This window comes from Streptococcus suis YS161 (assembly GCF_002760245.1).
In the GTDB taxonomy this organism is placed as follows: Bacteria; Bacillota; Bacilli; order Lactobacillales; family Streptococcaceae; genus Streptococcus; species Streptococcus suis_I.
On sequence record NZ_ASCA01000050.1, the window covers coordinates 45,671 to 64,039 of the forward strand.

Below are 18,369 nucleotides of genomic sequence, written 5' to 3' on the forward strand. Positions count from 1 at the left end.
CAGTCAATGAAATAAGGTCACTCGCTGTTCTTGATACTAGTCTAGGAAACGTAGCCACAACTAATACAAGAAGCTTATCTCCCTAGAGTATTAAAAATTAAAGACATCGTTCAAATTCTCAGCCATAGTCGGATGGGTGAAAATCTGTGTTTTGAAGTAGGTATAAGGAATCTTATTGTCAATCGCCATAGCAATCAAGTTAATCAGCTCCTCTGAATTGCGACCAAAGAGAGTTGCCCCCAGAACCAGTTTGCTTTCCTTATCCACGACAACCTTGAAGATACCTTTGAGGTCGTTATTGACATGGGCACGTGGCATATTGGCAACAGGCAATTCATTGGCAATGTAGTCGTAACCTGCTTCCATGGCTTCCTTCTCGGTCAGACCAACACGGGACAGCACAGGCGTGATAAAGACACTTGTCGGAATAGACTTGCGTTGGCTCAAGCTGTAGGTTCCAGTCCCAGTCAATTTACCGAAGACGATACGGAAGTCGTCTAGGGATGTGTAAGTGAATTGTGGACCGCCATTGACATCGCCCACTGCATAGACACCTGAAACTGTGGTTTCGCAGTAGTCATCCACCTTGACAGCACCATTTTCCAAAAGCTCAATCGCCGTATGTTCCAAGCCCAAGTCAGCAGTGTTCGGCACCCGACCTGTCGCATAGAGGACAGCGTCGAAAATTGCTGTTTGACCATTGACTGTCACAGCAACTTGATCACCCGCAGCTGCGACTTGCTCGATGTTAGCTCCGAGCACGAAAGTCACGCCAGCTTCTTCCATGTACTCCTTGGCTAGCTTGGCAACCACTTCCTCTTCTCTTGGTAAAATAGCAGAGCTGGCTTCATATACCGTCACCTGGCTGCCGAGTTTGCTGTAAAGTCCAGCAAATTCCAATCCAATGTTACCACCACCGATAATTGCCAACTTGTTAGGACGAGTTTCCAAGTTCTGAATGCCTGTACTATCATAAACGTGAGCTGTATCCAACAAACCTGGAATTGGAAGCACGCGCGACTTAGCACCTGTATTGATGACGATGGTTTCCGCAGTTAGTTGAATGGATTCCTCACCAGCCGATACTTCCACAATCTTGTCAGCTACAAAACGTGCGTGTCCTTGATACAAACTAGCACCACTGCCTTTCAAGACTGCCTCGTTTTTGTTCCTCAAGCGAGTGGCGACTGTTTCCTTTTGCTCCATTACCTGCTCAAAAGTCCAGTTTTTATCTGCTGCTACCAAGAGAGTCTTGGTTGGAATACAGCCGATATTGATACAGGTGCCACCAAACATGGCAGGATTTTCCTCAACCAAGGCTACCTTTTTGCCAGCTGCAGAAAGCTTTCCTGCTAAGGTCTTTCCAGCCTTACCAAAGCCGATGACTACTAAATCATATTGTTCCATAAGATTCTCCTTTTGATTATTTTCAACCCTAGTCTATCAAAAAAGAAATATTCTGACACAAATTTGCTACAGCAGTAAATTTTTATTTATTTGATGAGTATAGAACAGATAAAAATTAGACAAAATGGAAATAGTTCTGGTATAATGTATCTATGAATTAACAAAACAATACAAAGGAGTTTTTTTATGCGAAATATAGTGCAAAATTGGAGAATCGCTATACCAGTTCTTTTAGCTAGCTTTGGTTTTGTTAAAGGCTGTCAAATGATATTTGAAGAACTGGCAAAGCCAAATGGTATGGAAGCCAAGTATCCCTTGTTTTTACTGACAATCTCTGTTGCTGCTCTTTATATCATTCCTTTAGTCTATTTCATCCGCTACTTAGAAAACCGCTATGCTATTTCCAAAAAAGTCAGTCATTTGAGTTGGCTTTTGGGGCTGACTGCCGGAGTGGCATTTTCAGATTATGGTCACACTGCTATCGGCTACTTTTTGCTAGAGATCATTAAGGTCAGTGATGATTTCCGTTATGACTGGGGGGCTGCTGTTTCTGCTCCATTTGCAGAAGAGTTTGGCAAGGCTCTGGTTGTTGTCTTGGTTTTACTAATTGCAAGAAAAATGACTCTCAAGCATGCCTTGGTCAGCGGTATGATAGCTGGCCTTAGTTTTCAGATTGTCGAAGACATCATGTTCACCTTCCGAGATATGTTTATTGGAAAACTAGATGGGTTTGAGACCATTATCGGTCGTGTTGGACAAGCTGGTTGGACCCATTGGGTATTTACCATGGTCTTCGCACTTGGTATGGTTGCACTTCTTACCAAACAAATAGCTATATCCAAAGTTCAAGGTCTACTTTGGATAACGGCAAGTATCGGTCTGCACTTCTTCTTTAATTCCCCATTACACACTGGCATGTTGACAACCCTACTCCCAATGGCTAGTGTCCTGCTAGGCCTTCTTGCCTTTCACACTGTTGATCAGTTACCAGAATAATAGAAAAAATCCGCCCATGAGCGGATTTTTTCTGTTCAATCTGATTAAAACAAACCAATAGCTGTTCCATCTTCTGCCACGTCCATATTAAGGGCAGCAGGGGCTTTTGGAAGCCCTGGCATGGTCATGACATCACCTGTCAATGCCACAATGAAGCCTGCTCCTAATTTTGGAACAAATTCACGGACTGTAATGTCAAAGTCTGTCGGCGCTCCAAGGGCAAACTGATTATCTGAGAAGCTGTATTGGGTCTTGGCCATGCAGACTGGCAACTTGTCCCAACCATTCTTAGCAAATTCAGTCAGCTGGTTACGAGCCTTCTTCTCGAAAACCACACCTGAGCCACCATAAATCTGCGTAACAATCTTGGTCACTTTCTCTTCTAAGCTATCCTCAGCCTTGTAAAGACGTTGGTAGTTTGCTGCTTGGTTATCAATAGTAGCAACAACTGTCTCAGCCAATTCAACACCACCATCAGCGCCATTTGCCCAAACACTTGCCAACTCGACAGGTACGCCAATTTCAGCGCAAAGTTCTTTCAAAGTTGCAATTTCGTCAGCTGTATCTGAGACGAATTCATTGATAGCAACGATTGCTGGAATACCGTATTTCTGAATATTTTCAACGTGACGCTTCAAGTTAGAAAAACCAGCTTTCACTGCCTCTACATTTTCAGCAGAAAGTTCTGTCTTAGCGACTCCACCATGCATTTTAAGGGCACGAAGGGTGGCAACAATAACCACTGCATCAGGAGCTTTTGGTAAGTTTGGAACTTTAATATCGAGGAATTTCTCTGCTCCAAGGTCTGCACCAAAGCCTGCTTCTGTGACGGTATAGTCGGCCAATCGCAGAGCGGTTGTTGTAGCGAGGACTGAGTTACAGCCGTGGGCGATATTAGCAAATGGGCCACCGTGGACAAAGGCTGGCGTGCCATAGATAGTTTGGACAAGGTTTGGTTTAATAGCATCCTTCAAAATGAGGGTCAAAGCACCTTCCACCGCCAAATCACGCACGTAGACAGGACTGCGATCGAAACGATAACCAATCACAATATTTGCCAAACGTTCTTTCAAGTCATTGATGTCTGTCGCCAAGCACAAAATCGCCATGATTTCAGAAGCTACGGTAATATCAAAACCATCTTCACGCGGAATACCATTGAGCGGGCCTCCCAAGCCAACTGTTACCTTACGAAGGGCACGATCGTTGAGGTCCACAACACGTTTCCAGATAATACGACGTTGATCAAGGCCAATCACATTCCCCTGATGGATATGGTTATCAATCAAGGCTGAAAGGGCGTTATTTGCTGTGGTAATGGCATGCATGTCGCCTGTAAAATGCAAATTGATGTCTTCCATAGGCAAGACCTGAGCATAGCCACCACCTGTAGCCCCACCTTTGATCCCCATGACAGGTCCCAAAGAAGGCTCACGGAGGGCAATCATGGTTTTCTTGCCAATTTTAGACAAGGCATCTGCCAAACCGATAGTAATAGTTGATTTACCTTCACCAGCTGGCGTTGGGTTGATAGCTGTCACCAAAATCAATTTCCCTGGTGCATTGTCTTTCACCGCATTGATTTTATCAAAGGACAATTTTGCCTTGTATTTTCCATAGAGTTCCAAATCATCAAAGCCAATTCCAACCTTATCTACAATTTCTGTAATCGGTTTCAAGGTTACACTTTGCGCAATTTCAATATCTGTTTTCATGAGAGCTCCTAATTTCCTTACTTTTTATGGACATTATACCATACCACAGCTTATTTTCGCATATTTTTTACTATTTATGAACTAACGTACGGAATTTTCAGAAAAACTACAGATTTCTTTACTTAAACAGATACAAATTTTTAAAAACTGCATTCTCATCATAGCTCTACACTTCCATCTAAGACTGGGTTTAGTTAGTTTTTTCAAAAGAGAGTCAGTATTCCTTTAAAAATTGCCTTGATGAGCAAGCAAACGACCGCTTGCATAAAGCACTTCACTTTTATAGTCTTTTAGTTTACTTTTAGTACGAGGCAATGAGCCGCAGGCATAACTGAAGTTAGGCAAGGCGAGTTAACGAAGTAATAAAAGAAAAACTAAATGACGATAGTACAGGCCCTTATATTTTTTTGTATTAGCAGCATCATTTTCCAGTGTCACAGATTGATTAGCAAATCGATTAGTGCAAACTTTACGAAAAATAGAAATTCTAGTAAAATATGAACATGAAACTATTGATTACATCAGGCGGAACAAGCGAAGCTATCGATCAAGTCCGCGCTATTACAAACCATGCTTCTGGAAATCTTGGAAAAATCATTGTCGAACAAGCCTTGAAACGCGGTCATGAAGTTACTCTTGTGACTACAAGACAGGCTGTTAAACCAGATTCTCAGAAGAATTTAACCATTATCGAAATCACAAACGTTGATAGTTTGAAAGAAACATTAGAACCTTTAGTCAAATCACATCAGGCCCTGATTCATAGCATGGCTGTATCCGATTATACACCTGTTTATATGGCTGGTTTAGATGAACTAAGAGCAACTGAAGATATCTCTAGTCTACTAAAAAAACAGACTACAGAAAGTAAGATTTCATCCAAGGATGACTACCAAGTTCTTTTCTTGAAAAAAACTCCCAAGGTCATTTCCTATGTAAAAAAATGGAACCCAGCTATCACACTCTTTGGCTTCAAACTATTGGTTAATGCTCCTAAGGAGGAATTATTTGCCGTAGCTCGCCAAAGCATTGAACGAAATGGCGCTGATTATATACTTGCTAATGACTTGAAGGATATTGGAGAAAATCAACACATTGCCTATTTGGTTGATAAAACAAGGGAGATTCAAGCACAGACAAAAGATGAAATTGCTCAGCTCATTTTAAATACCCTAGAAAAAGGAGAACAAAATGGCTAATATCACACTTGCCGTTACTGGCTCTATTTCAGCCTACAAAGCAGCTGACCTAACTAGTCAATTGACCAAACTCGGTCATCAGGTCACAGTCCTCATGAGTCACTCTGCTATGGACTTCATCACACCTTTGACTCTCCAATCCTTGTCAAAAAATCTGGTTCACACGGATGTCATGATTGAAGAAAATCCTACTCTTATCAAGCATATCGATATTGCCAAAGAAACAGACTTATTTTTACTTGCCCCTGCTTCTGCCAATACGATAGCTAAATTAGCTAATGGTATGGCTGACAACATTATTACGGCAACAGCTCTGGCTCTGCCAATTGGTACTAAAAAACTGCTGGCACCTGCTATGAATACTAACATGTACCTTAATCCTGCTACCCAGAAAAATATCAAAACCCTCATAGAGTATGGTTTTGAGGAAATCAAACCGCGTGAAGCCCTGCTTGCTTGCGGCGACTTTGGTACAGGTGCTCTGGCCGAGATTGATGTGATTCTAAACAAAGTAATGGAGGTTCTAAATGAAAACAAATAAATCCAGGGACGTTGCGACTCTTGCAATATTTCTAACAATCATGATTGTCATTGAAGTGGTCAGTCAGATGATTTTTGCTAATTTTATCTTGCCAATAAAACCGACTATTACACATATTCCCATCATCATCGCTTCCATTCTTTACGGTCCACGCTTAGGGGCACAACTGGGTGGTTTTATGGGAATAATGAGTATCATCCGCAATAGCATAATCATTTCACCGATGAGTTATGTTTTCTCTCCTTTCGTAGAACATGGAAACTTCAATTCTATCCTGATTGCCTTAGTTCCACGTATTTTAATCGGAGTTACACCATATTTTGTTTACAAATTGATGAAAAACAAAAAGGGGCTCCTACTAGCAGGTCTTACTGGTACCTTGACAAATACAATTTTTGTCTTGACTGGTATCTTCTTCCTATTTTCTAATGTATATGCTGGGGATATAAAATTGCTACTAGCTAGTATCGTCTCATTCAATTCTATTGCAGAATTAACCATCTCTGGTCTCTTAACCATAGCTATCGTTCCAGTTTTACAGAAAGTTCAAAAATAAATATCAGAAAATCACGTGAAAGCGTGATTTTTTTTTTCGAAAATGGTATAATGAAAGCGTTTAAAAGAAAAATTTTTAAGGAGATATGCGATGACTTATCAAGAAACCTATCAAACATGGCTCGACTTTGCAGGACTTCCAGACTATTTGCGTGAAGAATTAGTCGCGATGGATAAAAAAAACAAAGAAGATGCATTCTATACAAATCTTGAATTTGGTACAGCGGGTATGCGTGGCTACATCGGTGCTGGTACCAACCGTATCAACGTTTTCGTTGTCCGTCAAGCCACTGAAGGTTTGGCAAAATTGGTAGAATCAAAAGGTGAAGAAGCGAAAAAACGTGGTGTTGCCATCGCTTACGACTCACGTCACTTCTCTCCAGAATTTGCCTTTGAATCGGCTCAAGTCTTAGCCGCACATGGCATCAAATCCTATGTATTTGAAAGCCTTCGTCCAACTCCTGAGTTGTCATTTGCAGTTCGTCATTACAATGCCATCGCAGGTATCATGGTAACTGCCAGCCATAACCCGAAAGAATTTAACGGCTACAAGGTTTACGGTGAAGACGGCGGACAAATGCCACCAGCTGATGCAGATGCTCTTACTAACTTCATCCGTGCCATTGACAATCCATTTGCAGTTGAATTGGCTGACCTTGAAACAAGTAAGGAAAATGGCTTGATTACGGTTCTTGGCGAAGAAACGGATGTTAAATACCTTGAAGAACTCAAAGACCTCAATATCAATCCCGAACTGATTGCTGAATACGGCAAAGACATGAAGATTGTCTATACTCCACTTCATGGTACGGGTGAAATGTTGGCGCGTCGTGCCCTTGCACAAGCAGGTTTTGAGTCCGTTCAAGTTGTTGAAGCACAAGCAACTGCTGACCCTGACTTCTCTACTGTCGCTTCACCAAACCCAGAAAGCCAAGCAGCCTTTGCCCTTGCAGAAGAATTGGGCCGTGAAGTCGGGGCGGACGTCCTTCTTGCAACTGACCCTGACGCTGACCGTGTTGGTGTTGAAGTTCGTCAAGCTGACGGTTCATACTGGAACCTCTCTGGTAACCAAATCGGCGCTATCATTGCTAAGTACATCCTTGAAGCCCACAAGCAAGCAGGTACACTTCCAGCAAATGCTGCCCTTGCTAAGTCAATCGTATCTACTGAGTTGGTAACTAAGATTGCTGAAAGCTACGGCGCTACCATGTTCAACGTCTTGACTGGCTTCAAATTCATCGCTGAGAAAATCCAAGAATTTGAAGAAAAACACAACCATACTTACATGTTTGGTTTTGAAGAAAGCTTCGGCTACCTCATCAAACCATTCGTACGTGACAAGGATGCTATCCAAGCTGTGCTTATGGTTGCTGAAATTGCTGCCTACTACCGTTCACGTGGCATGACCTTGGCTGACGGTATCGATGAAATCTTCAAAGAATATGGCTACTTCGCTGAGAAAACCATTTCAGTGACCCTTTCTGGTAAAGACGGTGCAGAGCAAATCAAGGCAATCATGGCTAAATTCCGCGATAACTCACCAGCACAATTCAACGCAACGGACATCGCGGTCTTTGAGGACTTTGCCCTTCAAACTAAGACAGACAAAGATGGAAACGTTGAAAAACTCACTACTCCTCCATCAGATGTCTTGAAATACACCTTGGCAGATGATTCTTGGTTTGCAGTTCGTCCTTCGGGAACAGAACCAAAAATCAAATTCTACATCGCAACAGTCGGTGAAACACTTGCTGAAGCAGAAGAAAAAATCGCTAATATCGAAAAAGAAATCAACGAATTTGTTGGATAATCATTTAAAACCAAAAAGAGTCGCTTTCGCGGCTCTTTTCTTTCTTAACTATGCGTATAGATTTTCTCGAACATAAACATACAAATATATAAATGATGCAGATAATACCAATTTTTCAAAACTTGTAAAGTAGTTATACAAGAATAACAGAGGTTACATTTTATCTAATTAGAGAAAATGAGTAATTCTCTATGGAATCCCTTTCGTTCCAATGTTTCTAGGCTTTTACGAGCAGTCCAACACACTCTATACAAGGAATATAAAGCAAATCCTTCTGATAAGGCATTTTTTGAGGAGCATAAGGCTGAAATCACACGCTACGAAACGGCTCTTGCAAAACTAAAAAAGTCCTATTCAAAGCTACCTGATTCAAAGGATATTTTAGATAAACTTGATAAATTGCAAGAAAAAAAGAATACCCTAATGCAAGAGTATTCTTCTACAAAATCTACTATGGACGAGCTTTATAAAATACGAAAGAATTATGGAATTTACATGGGTAAGGAGATGGAGAGATAGTGTTCTCTCCTCTTTTTGAATTTATAAATTTATTTTCATAACTATTTTTTACGAACTCTCATTTTCTTTAGTATTCTATGTGAAATAAAACAGCAACCAATATTTACGATTATGCTAATCAGCAATTCCATAACTGGTGTTTTATATAGTCCCGATAAAACGAATACAGATGATATTGGATATATGGCTCTTACAACTTCCTTTGAGGCAAAGAAAATTCCTATAAAGGAGTATATTTCAGCGATAATCAGAGCTATCCAGTAGCTTCTTTTTACAAGTCCAACGAATGCAATAATTGGAGATATTGCCATAAAAACGCCTATTCCAGTTAATACATATACAACAAAATAATGAACTACTTCACTCATGTTTACCGCATTTAAATGCAATACCGCTTCTATAATTAAAGATACCATAAACAATATTAGATAAACAAAAATGCTACCCAACAGAGTAATTACCATTTTTGCAGTAATCATATTACTTTCATCTATCGGTATTAACTTTAATGATTTGAGTACATCTTCTTGTTCCTCACGACAAATAATATATCCTCCAAACAATGCTATCAAACTTGGCAATACAAAATATGTTGTTAAAGACTGCACTTGTAAAATATACCATCCAAATGTGTCTATATACTTTTTCCCACCAAATGAAAATTGTCCTTGAAGAAATACAACTCCCAAAGTCATCATGAGTGCAAATACAAGCAAAAATATCAATTTTGATCTGTGAAGTTTTTTATATTCAGCTAATAAAAGGGTCTTCATTTACCATCCTCTCCTTTTCAATAATAATTTTGTAACTATTGTAAATCCAACTACCCATCCTCCTATACAAAGAAGAGAATAAACTATATTTATATCTTGATTTAATACTATTCCCGGAACATCTCTCAAAACAATTGCTGTAGAGCTCGATAATGGGTGTACATACATATTAACCATCAAAATTACAAATCCCGAAAAAGCATAAACAATCGTCAAACAAATAGGTAAAATATATTTTTTTGTCAAAAATGCGATAGATAAAATGGGAAGCATAGAAACTGCTAAAAGTACACTAATCTCAAAACACTTTCTAATAAGAAAAATACACAAAGAGTAATCTATCTCTATATGATGAATAAATTTCCCAAAAAGAAGTGTAAAGAAAATTGACAAACTCATAAATACTAAAGTGTAAATAAGCATAATTTCAAATTTGCTAATCAAAAGCTTCGTCTTTTGTATAGGAACAATCCACAACATCTTAAAAGTATCATTCTCATACTCTGCTGACACAATCATTGTGGAAAATATTCCTAATATAATTGGCAAAATCAGCCATAAATTATAACTAAAGATTGTCCATTTGAAATATTTCATTGCATTATCTGAAAGATCTATATTCCCAAAATATATAGTGGCAAGCAATGGCATTAAGAGTGTTGCCAGAAACATCATCCAAACAATCTTTTTCCTTTTCAATTTAAGAAACTCTACTTTAACTAAATTAAGCAATTCCCTCTCCTCCGGTTATTTTCTTGAAGTAATCTTCCAAAGACTCATTGCATGTTTGTGATGAAATCACTGATATTTCATTCATAACCAACAACTTATTAATTTTTGCCATATCTAATCTATGACTATATATCCTTATATGATTATTATCTTCAACGGAATAATTTGTTATTCCAAACTCTTTTTCCAAAATAGTCGCAGCTTTTGATACATCTGATACTTCCAAAATAATGTACTTTCTATTTTTCTTATTTAATTCTTCCATACTGTTTTCTTCTAATAAAACTCCTTTATCTATAATGCCCACTGTATCAGCAAGGAGTGTTATTTCAGATAGAATATGACTGGAAATCAAAATTGTTTTTCCTTTTTTTACACTCAAATCTTTTATAAAATCTCTAACTTCTGCTATACCTATTGGATCTAATCCATTTGTCGGTTCATCTAAAATTAAAACCTCAGGATCATGTAAAATTGCATTAGCTATTCCCAGTCTTTGTTTCATTCCTAAAGAATAATTTCCAAAGAGTTTTTTATCTTTATATGGCAGACCAACTACTTCTAAAGCATTTTTAACCGCATTAGGAAAAGCCGTTCCTCTTAACATTGCAAATATTTCCAAATTTTCTGTCCCTGTAAGATTAGGATAAAATCCGGGTGTTTCAATAATTGCACCAATTCTTGGATAAATCTTTTTCTCGTTACCTTTTATGTTTTGATTGAAAACACTTACTTCACCATTCGAAATATCCGTAAGACCCAATATCATCTTCATAATGGTTGTTTTACCTGCTCCATTTCGACCTAATAACCCATATATGGAACCTTTTTTGATGTGCAAATTTACCGAATTTACAGCCTTTTGTTCTCCATACACTTTTGTTAAATTCTTTGTTTCAATAATATAATTTTTCATTTTATTTTTCTCCTTAATAATTTTGTCTTTTCATAGATTTTATAGAGAACACAAAAAATAGTGTTCCAATTGTTAAAATAGGTAACAAACAACTAAACTGCGATACATTTAACGAATATCCACCGATACTGTTTTCTACCATTTCTTTGGCAGCCGATGATACATTTTGATAAACCCCTAATAAACTTGCAAGCGGATGTATATGAACTAATATCGAAGCTCCAAATATCCCAATTCCTAAATAAAGCAAGCACATAGAAATAGGTAAAACATAACTCTTAGAAAAAGTAGCAATGTAAATCACTGGAAGCATTGCAATCGGAATTAACAAAGCTGCAAGCACATATAATATTGCTGCCTCTTTTAATGTAATTAAATTAAAATCTATAAAGCCTCCACTTATTACTGCACCAAATACAGATGATATATATGTTAATATCATTAAAAATATAGTTAATAACTCAATCAGAACAAATTTCACCAAAAATACTTCAAATCTACTAACCGAAGTTATTAGTACATTCTTTAAAGTATCATTCTTTTTTTCATCGAAAAATAACATAGTGGAAATTATTCCAATTACGATTGGCAAAAATACAAAGGTTAAATTCTTAAATGCCAAACAATATAAGTCCCCAAAGCTATCCATGATGGGACTTTCTCTTGAAATCGCAAATGCCCTTTCAATTGCAAACAAATTTAAGATAGCAGTTAATATAATAATGCCTATCAAAATTTTGTTTCTCTTCCATTTTTTTATTTCAGCTTTTATTAAAAACATTTTGCACCTCCTTAACAATAAATACTATAAATGATTAACCTTGCCATAATCTTGCGACACCCTTGTTTTTATCTTGTTTCAATAAAAAAAGCCCCAAAAAGAGGCTTTCTAAATCAGCTACTTACATTGCAAACTCCACAGTAAAGACAGTTTTTATGTTAGGTATACTACTTACCCTTATTTTGGCATTATTCACTCTTAACAATTCTTTAGCAATTGATAAGCCAAGTCCCGATCCTTTTGTTAATCTTGAACTATCTGCCTGATACATTCTATCAAATATATATGGTAAGTCCTTTTCACTTATACCATTTCCATTATCTAAAATCATCAAAGTAGCTTTTGTATCCGATTCTTCTAATTTCAAGTGTACTCTATCACAATTACTGTGAATAATAATATTGTTTATAATATTGTTTAAGCTCCTAAAATAGGCATTTTCATCTATCTTTATATAGAATTCCTGTTCCGGAATTTCAATTTCATAACTTATATGTTTTTCTTCAAAAATAGGAATCCAGTCGCTTATCACATTTCTTGTTAATTCATTCAGGTCTTTATCTACAAAAGAAAACTTCCATTCTCCTGAATCCAACTTTACCCAATCAAAGAGTTTTTCTACAAAATCCTTCAAGTAATGTGCCTTACTTAAAGAAATTTTTATATAATCATCCTTCTCATCTCCCGTAACAATTCCCTCTTGCACTGCTTCTAAATATCCAACCAAAGAAGCTAATGGTGTTTTCACATCATGAGACAAACTTGTCATAAGCGATTTATACGCCTGTTCTGACTGCTTTTGTTCTATTAGCTTGTTCTGGCTTTGTAGAGTTATCTCATTTATATCATGACAGATCTTTTCTGTAGTTTCATTTTTCTTAATTAAAATTCTGCGATTGTAATCACCATTTTTTATATCAACGAGTACTTCCTGAATCCTGTTTATTTCTTTTTTTATGTTCGTAATTTTTTTTAACAAACAAAAAATTACAAATATCAATAATAAGATTATGATGATTTTTACATCCATATATCATACCCCCTTACTAAAACGATAACCCACGCCCCTAACTGTCAAAATATAAGTTGGTTCTTCAGGGTTAGGCTCTATTTTTTTTCGAAGCTTACTGATAAAGGACATGATATTACTATCATCAAAAAGATAATCTTCTTCCCAAACATTCGTATATATTTGTTTTTTTGTAAAAATCCTCCCTTTATTAGACGCAAGAAAATACAATAAATCAAATTCTTTATTTGTTAATTCTATGTTATTATCACTTATTTTTACAGTTCTATTTTCCTTATCTATTTGCATACCATCTATTGTGAGTATATCAGACTGGTCTGTGCTTTTCTGATTGAAATCTATATATCTACGAACCATAGCTTCAACTCTTGCCTTAAGTTCATTTATATTAAATGGCTTTGTCAGATAGTCATCAGCACCTTGTTTAAGTCCATAAATTTTTGAATCATCATCAGACTTCGCAGTCAGCATTAAAACCGGAATAGTGCATTCTTCCCTTATCATCTCCAGAACTTGAAACCCATCAAAATCAGGAAGCATAATATCTAATAAAATCAGACACAAATTATTTGCATTTCGTATTTTCTTATATCCGTCTAATCCATTATTGGCAATATCAACAGAATATCCATCAGTACTTAAACACTTTTTAATTAAATTACATAATGCAATATCATCATCTATAATTATTATCTCTCTCATATCTCATAACTCCATACTTCTTATTCAATATAATTATCATCAAAGGAAAATACATCATTCGGTGTACAATCTAAAGCCTTACATATTTTTTCTAAGTTTTTAAGTGTTATAGGCTTATTTTTTCCCATCTGTGCCATAACATTAGTGGTAATCCCTGCCATAACTATTACATCTGTTTTCTTCAAACTTTTCTTCGCCAATAGTATCCATAATGGTTTATAATTCAATGCCATACTAATCCTCTTTTCTTTGTAACGATTCTCGAAGTAATTATATCACTTTCATTGATTATATTCAATTTTTATTTGATTTTTAAAAGATTGCTTACAACCATTTTTTACATTTTGTCTTTATACAGACTTAATAAACTGAACAAAAAAAGAATATCATTTACCATGTCCTCAATTTTATCTCGCATTGTTTTGTAATCCATCGTTTAGTTCAGGCAAGTTATAGAACTTGGAAAATCTTGTCTTTACTCTGTATCCTGTTCCCTCCGGAGAAAGCTCAAAAGCAGACTGCGTTTCCCCAAAGGTAGAAGCCCAGCTATCAAAATGCTCCAAATTATTCTTTTTAAGGCTTTCATACTGAAGATAACGCTGCATAGTGTAAAGCTCAGTCATGGAGTTTGATACAGGCGTTCCCGTTGCAAAGACAATGTTTTTCTTACTTGGTCAAGTGTGGCAAAGCATATTGACGAGCTGCTTTCTAAAAATCTTTATCTTGAAGAAAAGAAAATAGAAAGTAAGTCAGAGATAGAAGAAGCAAAAGCACCGCAATATTATTCTAAAGATAATCCTGAAAACTTAATGACTGATGAAATGCTTGAAAGAGTACCTGAACTTTACGCACAGGAAGATGTAGCTTTAGCGGATAAAGAGGTTCATGCAGCATATATTATTCCTTTCCGTTCTAACTGGACTTGGTATATGACGGAATATGATAGGGAAAGCGGTGATGCCTTTGGACTTGTGTTAGGATTTGAGCCTGAATGGGGATATTTCAATCTTGAAGAATTGAAAGAATTAAATGCTCAAAGGCTTATTTTAGAAGATTTTCCAAAGACCTTTAGAGAGCTTAAAGATACAGAACTTGCAAAGCAGATGGATGAACAGGAGGATTTTTCCGATGATGAAGTAGGGAAAGCTCAGGATAAGTTAAATGAAGTCTATGACAGTTTTTCTAAAAAGCATGGGCATGTCAATAACCTTTCTAATACCAGAGCATTAAAAGAAGATAGTAACTTCCCGCTTGTATCTTCCATAGAAATCCTTGATGAAGAAGAAAACTTTAAGGCTAAGGGAGATATTTTTTCAAAAAGAACCATCACAAAGGCAAAGACAATCGACCATGTGGATACTTCCCTTGAAGCTCTTGTGTTATCTATGTCTGAAAAAGGATATGTGGACTTTGACTATATGGGAAGTCTTACAGGAAAAGACAGACCGACTTTGATCGAAGAATTAAGGGGAGAAAGGTATTCGACCAGATTGTAAATCCGGACGGCTCCAAAGCTTCTGTACTAAATAAAAAGGAAACGCTTCTTGTAGGACAGAAACAGGAGCTTATAAAGGAAGAATTTAAGAACTGGATATTTAATGATCAGGAAAGAAGAAACAGGCTTGTAAATCTTTCCGCTTCTCTGTTATAGAAATAGTCAAAGTCCATCGCTTCACCTCCCTCCTTAAAAATTTGCAAAGAAAAAGACGATAGTTTTTTCTCTATCGCCTTTGGTAACCATTTTTATGAAATTTTTTAGATTGATTTTATTGCTTCATTGATTCCTTTAAAGAATGCTATAACTGCTGCTCCAACCATCGGTATTCCATAAGGACTTAACAAAAATCCTAATACCAATGCCTCAATGCCAAGTGATATATCTTTTTGTATAAATGATCCTATTGCTGCAACAATACACATTAGCATTAAGAAATACAGAATAGTTGTTCCTATGCCGAGCAGGAATGTCAGAAATGCTGTGAGGATACTTAACAGCAAGCTGATTGGAAACAAGATTATTTTTATTACCCATCTCATCATTTCTTATTCCTCACTTCCCAATTCATACTTTGTATCTCCACACACCATATCAATGCAAACATAAACATCAATATAATTTTTTAGGACTTTTTTTCTTCCTCCATCTCCATCTTCATTAAAGACATAATGCTTGTAAAACTACTTAAAATGCAGGATTTTCACGATTTCACTCTTTGTATCAACGCTATGCACTCCACATGTGTTGTCTGTTCCTTGAGAATACAATTTTTTATCCTCGTCACTGTTTTGAGGACACAATTTATCTGGTTCTAGTTTAGCATTTTTACGTTTACTTTTGAATTGTTTGCCATCCTTGTTTTGAGTTTCACCTGTTTTGAATATTATAGTTAACATTGCAGGATCAATTTCTCCGTCGCTATTAACTCCACCTACAATAATTTTCTCAACAATACTTTCAAAAACTGCACGATCAAACTCCGTAAGCATTTTCTGCGAAGATAGCAAGTGCTTAAACTCAGTTAGTCTTTTCTTTACATCGATTTCTGATTTTAAGGTTGTTTCAATATTTACCTTCTCTTCTGCTAGAAACTCTTTTTCTGAGGAAATTTCATTGTACTTTTCATTGTATATGGTATCGCTAATTTTCCCTTCGAGCCTTAGATTTACAAGATTTTCCTCTTTTTTGAGTAATGTTCGAAGTTTGTTTGTAATTCTTTTTAGTTCCTTGTTAAGGCTATTGTCATTCAATTCAGATTCAATCGTTTCAAGTAAGTCTGTCATTAAATTTTCATTTGAATGATAGAGTTGTCTGTAAGCTTCCATGAAAGCTCCCTCAATAGCTAGTTCTTCTAATCCTTTACTATGTTTACAATATTTTTTCCCTTTTTTTATCGAAGTAACGCAGTGCCACACAACCTTGCGATAATCTGAACGGCAGTGCCAACTTCTTCTAGATAATATTGAACCACAAAAACCACATTCTAACATGCTACTAAAAGCATACATTTTTGAATAGCGTTCACGTTTTCCATTTACATTCGCAACTGTCTTTTTATTTCCTGCCCTACGCAACCTAATCTCCTGAGCTTTCTCAAAGTCTTCTTTAGATATTATAGGTTCATGATTATCTTTGATGTAGTACTTATCTTCTTCACCAAAATTACTTAAACGTCTCTTGCTTATTGGATCCACTGTAAAAGTTTTGCCCATTAGAATATCGCCTTTATATTTTTCATTCTTTATGATTCCTAAGACTGTTGTATCATTCCAATGATCTAATCCTCTCGGCGATTTGTAACCTAGTTCATCAAGTTCCCTTGCAATTACTTTTCCTCCAATACCTTCTAAGTACCTTTCAAAGATATAACGAACTATTTTGGCTTCTTTTTTATTGATTGAAAGTTGCTTGGTTTCTACATCATAGTCATACCCCAAGCATCCTTGAAACCCTATCAATTCACCACGTTGCATCTTCATTTTTAATCCCTTTTTCACATGTGCAGATGTATTTTCTACTTCTTGCTGTGCAACAGAGCTAAGAATGGTTAGAAGTAATTCTCCATCCATAGTAAGGGTATCAATGTTCTCTTCCTCAAAATAAACTCCAATTTGCATATCCTTTAACATTCTGACATACTTCAAAGTATCTAAGGTGTTTCTTGCAAATCTAGCAATTGCTTTTGTTACAATATAATCAATTTCTCCATTTACACAATCATTGATTAAGCGTTGAAAATCCTGTCTCTTTCCTACTTGTGTTCCTGAAATCCCCTCATCTGCATAGATACCTGCCAGTTCCCAATCCGACCGCTGAGAGATATAATCTTTATAATGTCTCACCTGAGATTCATAGCTATTCTTCTGATCTTCGCTATCAGAACTAACTCGGCAATAAGCAGCAACCCTTTTTGAGTCTCTTTCAGAATTGTGGCCTCTTCGACGAACTAACGAATCAGCTTTTATTATTTCAACATTATTATTTTTCATACTGAAATTCCTCCTTTTGATTCTATATTACCGCGTTCAGATCAAAAGGTCAGCTATTTTGTGTACTTAATACGCAGTCTATTTTTAATTTTTTCATATTCCTTTTTGGTCACCATATTTCTAGAATATAAAAAGTTGAGCATTGAAAGTTGCATACTATATTTTACTACTGATTGTTCCAAAACTTTCCCTCCTGTTAACATGTTACTCTAAGTTATTCTCTGTGGGTATGACTGGTTAAATCAATCATGGGAATTTCACCCGCTGTCCTTTTACGGTGGCAGCCTGAACGGTCAGAAGTATCATTATCATTATTTGTGTCATGGCAGATAGGTTACCATCCTATTTTTGAATAAATGATTTTCGCTCATTTCCTGGCGCATTACATTCTATTGCTCAACAAATAAATATAGTCCCACCTAGAATTATTCAATTGTCAATGAACAAATCAAGGAGAGACTATTTTATTTTAAGTTTAATCCTATCCGGACAATCTGTTAATCCTAATAGGTAATCCGTACTAACGTTATAGAGTTTAGAAAGCTGCACAATAACATCTGCCGTTAAGGCGACCTCTCCTCTCTCAATTTTTGCATAGTTAGTATGAGAAAAGGAAAGTAAATTTGCAACAAATTTTTGAGTGAAATCATGATCCTCTCTCAAATCTCTTATACGTTGGTACATCTAGCTTTCTCCTAAGAAAAAG

18 protein-coding genes and 3 pseudogenes are annotated in these 18,369 nt (G+C 36.5%); 7 read left to right on the forward strand and 14 right to left on the reverse strand.

The features are described from left to right. Positions 1-90: 90 nt before the first annotated feature. The gene (locus SST111_RS06830; RefSeq protein WP_099810459.1) at positions 91-1,407 is read right to left on the reverse strand and encodes an FAD-containing oxidoreductase; all 1,317 of its coding nucleotides are present in this window, start codon (positions 1,405-1,407) and stop codon (positions 91-93) included. A gap of 186 nt (positions 1,408-1,593) precedes the next feature. Between SST111_RS06830 and SST111_RS06835 the strand changes: the two genes are divergently transcribed. After that, entirely contained in the window at positions 1,594-2,403 is an 810-nt protein-coding gene (locus SST111_RS06835; RefSeq protein WP_099810460.1) for a PrsW family glutamic-type intramembrane protease, read from the forward strand. Between the two features lie 44 nt (positions 2,404-2,447). Here SST111_RS06835 and SST111_RS06840 read toward each other — a convergent pair whose 3' ends face one another. Next, positions 2,448-4,118 carry a formate--tetrahydrofolate ligase gene (locus SST111_RS06840; RefSeq protein ID WP_099810461.1) on the reverse strand — a complete coding sequence of 557 codons (1,671 nt, stop codon included), beginning with the start codon at positions 4,116-4,118 and terminating at the stop codon, positions 2,448-2,450. A 503-nt stretch (positions 4,119-4,621) separates the two neighbouring features. Here SST111_RS06840 and SST111_RS06845 point away from each other — a divergent pair. The 5 genes and pseudogenes from SST111_RS06845 to SST111_RS06865 form a co-directional block, all read left to right on the forward strand. After that, positions 4,622-5,317: a phosphopantothenate--cysteine ligase gene (locus tag SST111_RS06845; protein WP_180274035.1), complete on the forward strand. Its 696-nt coding sequence runs from the start codon at positions 4,622-4,624 to the stop codon at positions 5,315-5,317. Further along, entirely contained in the window at positions 5,310-5,858 is a 549-nt protein-coding gene (gene coaC / locus SST111_RS06850; protein ID WP_099810463.1) for a phosphopantothenoylcysteine decarboxylase, read from the forward strand. The genes SST111_RS06845 and coaC overlap by 8 nt, the downstream gene beginning before the upstream one ends. Then, entirely contained in the window at positions 5,845-6,414 is a 570-nt protein-coding gene (locus tag SST111_RS06855) for an ECF transporter S component (protein WP_015646942.1), read from the forward strand. The genes coaC and SST111_RS06855 overlap by 14 nt, the downstream gene beginning before the upstream one ends. 90 nt (positions 6,415-6,504) lie before the next feature. Then, positions 6,505-8,223, forward strand: coding sequence for a phospho-sugar mutase (locus tag SST111_RS06860; protein ID WP_099810464.1), 1,719 nt, complete (start codon positions 6,505-6,507; stop codon positions 8,221-8,223). A gap of 249 nt (positions 8,224-8,472) precedes the next feature. Further along, positions 8,473-8,742 (forward strand): annotated as a pseudogene (locus SST111_RS06865) (relaxase/mobilization nuclease domain-containing protein); the annotation flags it as partial. 41 nt (positions 8,743-8,783) lie between these two features. Here SST111_RS06865 and SST111_RS06870 read toward each other — a convergent pair. The 7 genes from SST111_RS06870 to SST111_RS06900 form a co-directional block, all read right to left on the reverse strand. Next, the gene (locus SST111_RS06870) at positions 8,784-9,515 is read right to left on the reverse strand and encodes an ABC transporter permease (protein ID WP_009644461.1); all 732 of its coding nucleotides are present in this window, start codon (positions 9,513-9,515) and stop codon (positions 8,784-8,786) included. Beyond that, entirely contained in the window at positions 9,516-10,247 is a 732-nt protein-coding gene (locus SST111_RS06875) for an ABC transporter permease (protein WP_099810465.1), read from the reverse strand. Beyond that, positions 10,240-11,163, reverse strand: a complete 924-nt coding sequence (locus SST111_RS06880; RefSeq protein WP_099810466.1) for an ABC transporter ATP-binding protein — start codon at positions 11,161-11,163, stop codon at positions 10,240-10,242. The genes SST111_RS06875 and SST111_RS06880 overlap by 8 nt, the downstream gene beginning before the upstream one ends. A gap of 13 nt (positions 11,164-11,176) precedes the next feature. Further along, positions 11,177-11,944: an ABC transporter permease gene (locus SST111_RS06885; RefSeq protein ID WP_099810467.1), complete on the reverse strand. Its 768-nt coding sequence runs from the start codon at positions 11,942-11,944 to the stop codon at positions 11,177-11,179. Positions 11,945-12,065: 121 nt separating this feature from the next. Beyond that, a complete protein-coding gene (locus SST111_RS06890) occupies positions 12,066-12,974 on the reverse strand; it encodes a sensor histidine kinase (RefSeq protein WP_099810468.1) in 909 nt (302 codons plus the stop codon). 3 nt (positions 12,975-12,977) lie between these two features. Continuing rightward, positions 12,978-13,676 (reverse strand): response regulator transcription factor, encoded by a 699-nt coding sequence (locus SST111_RS06895; protein WP_099810469.1) that lies wholly within the window; start codon positions 13,674-13,676, stop codon positions 12,978-12,980. Positions 13,677-13,696: 20 nt separating this feature from the next. Beyond that, positions 13,697-13,909, reverse strand: coding sequence for a helix-turn-helix domain-containing protein (locus tag SST111_RS06900; RefSeq protein ID WP_024403498.1), 213 nt, complete (start codon positions 13,907-13,909; stop codon positions 13,697-13,699). Between the two features lie 894 nt (positions 13,910-14,803). Here SST111_RS06900 and SST111_RS12680 point away from each other — a divergent pair. Beyond that, positions 14,804-15,309 (forward strand): annotated as a pseudogene (locus tag SST111_RS12680) (hypothetical protein); the annotation flags it as partial. Here the strand turns inward: SST111_RS12680 and SST111_RS12570 are convergent. The 5 genes and pseudogenes from SST111_RS12570 to SST111_RS06930 form a co-directional block, all read right to left on the reverse strand. Then, positions 15,294-15,417 (reverse strand): annotated as a pseudogene (locus tag SST111_RS12570) (replication initiator protein A); the annotation flags it as partial. The pseudogenes SST111_RS12680 and SST111_RS12570 sit on opposite strands and share 16 nt — an antisense overlap. Positions 15,418-15,431: 14 nt before the next feature. Beyond that, positions 15,432-15,713: a CD1845 family protein gene (locus SST111_RS06920; RefSeq protein ID WP_099810482.1), complete on the reverse strand. Its 282-nt coding sequence runs from the start codon at positions 15,711-15,713 to the stop codon at positions 15,432-15,434. A gap of 141 nt (positions 15,714-15,854) precedes the next feature. Further along, positions 15,855-17,663: a recombinase family protein gene (locus SST111_RS06925; protein ID WP_099810470.1), complete on the reverse strand. Its 1,809-nt coding sequence runs from the start codon at positions 17,661-17,663 to the stop codon at positions 15,855-15,857. 53 nt (positions 17,664-17,716) lie between these two features. Next, positions 17,717-17,866, reverse strand: a complete 150-nt coding sequence (locus SST111_RS12575; protein ID WP_306509413.1) for an SHOCT domain-containing protein — start codon at positions 17,864-17,866, stop codon at positions 17,717-17,719. Between the two features lie 256 nt (positions 17,867-18,122). After that, positions 18,123-18,347, reverse strand: coding sequence for a helix-turn-helix domain-containing protein (locus SST111_RS06930; RefSeq protein WP_044675867.1), 225 nt, complete (start codon positions 18,345-18,347; stop codon positions 18,123-18,125). Positions 18,348-18,369 lie beyond the last annotated feature (22 nt).